Below are 4,855 nucleotides of genomic sequence, written 5' to 3' on the forward strand. Positions count from 1 at the left end.
CACGCCGGTGGACCGTCGAACGGACCCTGGGATGGCTCATGAACCACCGCCGCCTGGCCCGCGACTACGAAGCCCACCCACACCGCTCCGAAGCCATGATCCACCTCGCGATGATCAACCTCATAACCCGCCGCCTCGCCCACGAATCCACCCCCACATGGCGCGACGCATGAACCATGCACAACCCAGCAATCCGGGATGAAACAACGGGACGAAACGCCCTCTCACGAGGGCAGACCCCGGCGTCTAGAGCCCGAGCTTCGCCAGCACCTTGCCGCCGTCCAGGGCGCACGCGCCGTCCCCCGCGTGCGTCCAGGCCGCGGCGCACAGCGCCCGCAGCCCGTCCATGGCCCCTCCGTCGCCGTCCAGCACCAGCGCCTCGTCCCGCACGGACGCGGTCCACCCGCCGCAGACGAACTCGCCACCCCGGACCGCCACTTCGGGCTGCCCCGTCAGCAGCCCGCGCAGGTCCTCGTCCACATACGTCGGCCGGTGCTTCGGCTCGGCGGCCAGCAGCTGCGGCCCGTCGGTCACCCCGGTCAGTACGAGCAGCGAGTCCACACCTCCGTTGAACGCGCCCTCGATGTCGGTGTCCAGCCGGTCCCCCACGACGATCGGCCGCTTCGCCCCCGTACGCAGCACCGTCTCCCGGTGCATCGGCGGCAGCGGCTTGCCGGCGACCTGCGGATCGGCGCCCGTGGCGATCCGTACGACCTCGACGGCCGCCCCGTTCCCCGGGGCGATGCCCCGCGCGCTCGGAATGGTCAGGTCGGTGTTGGACGCGAACCACGGCACACCACGCGCGATCGCGTACCCGGCCTCGGCGAACCGCCCCCACGCCAGATCCGGCCCGCCGTACCCCTGCGCCACGGCCGCGGGGTCGTCGTCCGCCGACTCCACCGGCTCAAGTCCCCGCTCCCGCAGGGCGACCCGCAGCCCCTCGCCGCCGATGACCAGCACCCGCGCACCGGCCGGCACCTGCTCGGAGATCAGCCGCGCCACCGCCTGCGCCGAGGTGATGACCTCGGCGGCCTCGGCGGGCACCCCCAGCTCCGTCAGATGCGCGGCGACGGCGTCCGGCGTCCGCAGCGCGTTGTTGGTGACGTACGCGAGGTGCATTCCGCCGTCCCGGGCCGTGACCAGCGAGTCGACGGCGTGGTCGATGGCCTCGCCGCCCGCGTACACCACCCCGTCGAGGTCCAGCAGAGCCGTGTCGTACGCCTCGTGGAGCGCCGTCGCGCTGCCGTCGGGCCTGGTCCTGCTCGGCTGACTCATCAGTCTCCCGTTTCCTCTTCCGCCCCATGACCGGACGTTCTTCCCCCGATCATCGCTCATGCCCCCGCCCGCATACGATGCCCAGATGAACACCACAGGGTCGGCAGAGAAAGGCCTCCGGCTGATCCCGTTCCGCGGACTGCGCTACGTCCCCGAACGGGTGGGCAGCCTGGCCGCGGTGACCTCGCCGCCGTACGACGTCGTGGTACGGCCCGACGGACTGCACCACCTGGAGTCCGCCGACCCGCACAACATCGTCCGGCTGATCCTGCCCCAGGCCGCGACCGCCGCCGACCGGCACCGCCAGGCGGCGGAGACGCTCAGGCGCTGGCTCGCGACGGGCGTCCTGGCGCCCGATCCGGAACCGGCGCTGTATGTGTACGAGCAGCGCGACGGCGACGTGCTCCAGCGCGGCGTCATCGGAGCCCTGGCCCTGTCCACGCCCGAAGAGGGCGTCGTACTGCCGCACGAGGACGTCATGCCGGACATCGTCGAGGACCGCGCGGCCCTGATGCGGGAGACCGCCACCAATCTGGAGCCACTGCTCCTCACATACCGCGGCGAGGGCAGCGCGACGGGCACCACAGCCGTTATCGAGCGGGCGGTACGGCGCAAGCCCCTGCTCTCCACCACCACGGAGGACGGCTTCAGCCACCGCCTCTGGTCGGTCACCGATCCGGCGGAACTGGCGGAGATCGAGAGGGATCTGGCGAACCGTCAGGCCCTCATCGCCGACGGTCACCACCGGTGGGCGACCTATCTGCGGCTGCGCGAGGAACACCCGCCGTCCGCCGCGGGCCCCTGGGCCTACGGTCTGGTCCTGCTGGTCGACACCGCGCGCTACCCCCTCCAGGTCCGCGCGATCCACCGGCTGCTGCACCGGCTGCCGGTCGAGGACGCGCTGGCCGCGCTGCGCAGCGTGCCGGGCTCCTTCCGGATCCGCACGCTCGGCGGGAAACTGCCGGAAGCGCTGGACGCCCTGACCGAGGCGGTGACCGGCGGCACGGCGGCCGGGGCAGGCGCCGGGAACGCCTTTCTGCTGGCGGGAGACGGCCGCTTCCACCTGGTCGACCGCCCCGACCCGGAGCTTCTCGCCCGTACGGTGCCGGCCGACCGCCCGGAGGAGTGGCGCGCCCTCGACGCGACCGTGCTGCACTTCACACTGCTGGACCACATCTGGAAGATCCCGGACGCGCCCGATCACATCTCGTACATCCACGACACGGGAGCAGTCGTCGAGCAGGCGGAACGCCACGGCGGTACGGCGGTCCTGCTGCACCCGGTGCGCGAAGAGGTCGTACGGGAGTTGGCACGCCAGGCGGTCACGATGCCGCGCAAGTCGACCTCGTTCGGCCCGAAGCCGGCGACGGGCCTGGTGCTGCGGAGCCTCGCGGACGGCTGAGAGCGGCCCGCGAACAAAAGAGAGAGGGCGGCAACCCCTGGTGGGGTTGCCGCCCTCTCTCATGGTGCGGTGACCGTCGGATCAGGACTCGTCGCTCCTGGGCTCCGACTCCTCGTCGGCGATGTCGTCGTCATCGTCGTCGTTCACATCGACGAACTGGACGCCGTCCAGAGCCGCGAGGCGGTCCGAGGCATCGGTGGCGCCGTCCTTGTCGGCCTCAAGGGCCTTCGCGAACCACTCACGCGCCTCGTCCTCGCGCCCGGCCGACAGCAGCGCGTCAGCGTACGCGTAACGCAGACGCGCGGACCACGGCTGTACGGAGTTCGAGCCCAGCTCGGGACCCTGCAAGGTCACGATGGCGGCGTCGATCTGCCCCATGTCCCGGCGCGCGCCGGCGGCGACCAGCCGCATCTCGACCTGGCCCGCCTTGTCGAGCTTCAGCACCTCGGGCTCACCGGCCATGGTCAGGGCCCGCTCGGGGCGGCCCAGACCACGCTCGCAGTCGGCCATCACGGGCCACAGGTCGACGTTCCCGGTCATCCGCCGCGCCGCCCTGAACTCGGCCAGCGCCTCGCCGTACTTCTGCGTCGCGTACGCGGCGAAGCCGGCGGCCTCCCGCACGGCGGCGACCCTGGAGGCGAGCCGCAGCGCGATGCGTGAGTAGGCGTAGGCCTGGTCGGGGTCCTCGTCGATGAGATTGGCGACCATGACGAGGTTCTTCGCCACGTCGTCGGCGAGCGTCTTGGGCAGGCTCATCAGCTCCTGCCGCACAGCCTTGTCGATTTCATCGCCGGTGATGTCCTCCGGGATCGGCAGCCGCTTGATGGGCTCCCGGTCACGGTCCCGGTCGTCACGACGACCGAAGCCGCCGCGATCCTCGCGGTTGTCGCGCCCGCGGTACCCACCACGCTCGCGGTCGTCACGCCGGCCGTAACCGCCGCCGCCGCTGCTGCTGGGCCGCCCGCCGGTGGGGCGCCCACCGCGGTCGTCGTCACGATCACGGCGCGGACCGGTCGGCCGGTCATCACGACGGGGACCGCTGGGACGCTCATCACGCCCACGGAACCCGCCACCACCGCCGCCGGTGGGGCGGCCACCACCGGTGGGCCTGCCACCGCGGTCGTCGTCACGATCACGGCGCGGACCGGTCGGCCGCTCGTCACGACGGAACGACGGACGCTCATCACGCCCACGGAACCCGCCACCACCGCCGCCGGTGGGGCGGCCACCACTGCTGGCCGGACGACCTCCGCGGTCACCACGTTCGTCATCACGACGCGGACGGCTGGGACGCTCGTCGCGATCGCGGAATCCACCACCGCTGCTCGCGGGTCGGCCACCGCCAGTGGGGCGCCCGCCACCGGTAGGGCGACCACCGCCGCCGCCGGTGGGACGGCCACCACTGCTGGGCCTGCCACCGCGGTCGTCGTCACGATCACGGCGCGGACCGGTCGGCCGGTCATCACGACGGGGACCGCTGGGACGCTCATCACGCCCACGGAACCCACCGCCACCACCCGAACTGCCGGACGGACGACCGCCGCTCGGGGGCCGGCCACCACCGGTGGGACGGCCACCGGTGGAGGGTCGACCACTACCTCGGTTGTCGCGCCGGGACACGTAGTCACCGACGCCACCGCCCTTGCCGGTGGGACGACCGCCACCACGGTCGTCCCGACCGCCACGGGAACCGCTCCGGTCACCACCACCGTCCCTACGACGTGATTCGCGCTCCGGACGGTCGTCGGGAGAGTTGGGGGACATCGGCACGGCTCCTAGTCTTCGGGTACCACAGTCATTCTCACGCAGCCGGCGATCGGACGCGCTTCCTACAAATGCAGAGAAAAACAAAAAGACCCCTGGTCCAGCGTGAACGCTGGACCAGGGGTCCATGAAAGATTGTTCGGCGGCGTCCTACTCTCCCACAGGGTCCCCCCTGCAGTACCATCGGCGCTGAAAGGCTTAGCTTCCGGGTTCGGAATGTAACCGGGCGTTTCCCTAACGCAATGACCACCGAAACACTATCGGCCGTGTCCCGCACAAGGGGGACTTCGGCACTAAGCGAACAGGCACTCTATTCAATTGAGTACACACCGGATGTAAACACGGTTGTTCGTTGTCTCAGAACTAACACAGTGGACGCGAGCAACTGAGGACAAGCCCTCGGCCTATTAGTAC

At 71.0% G+C, this 4,855-nt stretch carries 4 protein-coding genes, 1 rRNA gene and 1 pseudogene; 2 read left to right on the forward strand and 4 right to left on the reverse strand.

Going from position 1 to position 4,855, the window contains the following annotated elements; translation table 11 throughout:
• A pseudogene (locus IEY79_RS36980) lies at nucleotides 1-173 on the forward strand (IS5 family transposase); the annotation flags it as partial.
• A 73-nt stretch (nucleotides 174-246) separates the two neighbouring features.
• Here IEY79_RS36980 and IEY79_RS36985 read toward each other — a convergent pair.
• Nucleotides 247-1,275 carry an HAD hydrolase-like protein gene (locus IEY79_RS36985; RefSeq protein ID WP_189112040.1) on the reverse strand — a complete coding sequence of 343 codons (1,029 nt, stop codon included), beginning with the start codon at nucleotides 1,273-1,275 and terminating at the stop codon, nucleotides 247-249.
• An 85-nt stretch (nucleotides 1,276-1,360) separates the two neighbouring features.
• Here IEY79_RS36985 and IEY79_RS36990 point away from each other — a divergent pair, with 85 nt between their 5' ends.
• Nucleotides 1,361-2,677 carry a DUF1015 family protein gene (locus IEY79_RS36990; RefSeq protein ID WP_189112041.1) on the forward strand — a complete coding sequence of 439 codons (1,317 nt, stop codon included), beginning with the start codon at nucleotides 1,361-1,363 and terminating at the stop codon, nucleotides 2,675-2,677.
• An 81-nt stretch (nucleotides 2,678-2,758) separates the two neighbouring features.
• Here IEY79_RS36990 and IEY79_RS37155 read toward each other — a convergent pair whose 3' ends face one another.
• The 3 genes from IEY79_RS37155 to rrf all read right to left on the reverse strand — a co-directional run bounded on the left by IEY79_RS37155 (nucleotide 2,759) and on the right by rrf (nucleotide 4,695).
• Nucleotides 2,759-3,448: a tetratricopeptide repeat protein gene (locus IEY79_RS37155; RefSeq protein WP_194548446.1), complete on the reverse strand. Its 690-nt coding sequence runs from the start codon at nucleotides 3,446-3,448 to the stop codon at nucleotides 2,759-2,761.
• Nucleotides 3,433-4,167, reverse strand: a complete 735-nt coding sequence (locus tag IEY79_RS37160; protein ID WP_194548447.1) for a hypothetical protein — start codon at nucleotides 4,165-4,167, stop codon at nucleotides 3,433-3,435. Before IEY79_RS37160 ends, IEY79_RS37155 begins: the two co-directional genes overlap by 16 nt.
• A gap of 411 nt (nucleotides 4,168-4,578) precedes the next feature.
• A 5S ribosomal RNA gene (gene rrf / locus IEY79_RS37000) occupies nucleotides 4,579-4,695 on the reverse strand.
• Between the last annotated feature and the right edge of the window lie 160 nt (nucleotides 4,696-4,855).

Source organism: Streptomyces camponoticapitis (assembly GCF_014646115.1).
Classification (GTDB): Bacteria; Actinomycetota; Actinomycetes; order Streptomycetales; family Streptomycetaceae; genus Streptomyces; species Streptomyces camponoticapitis.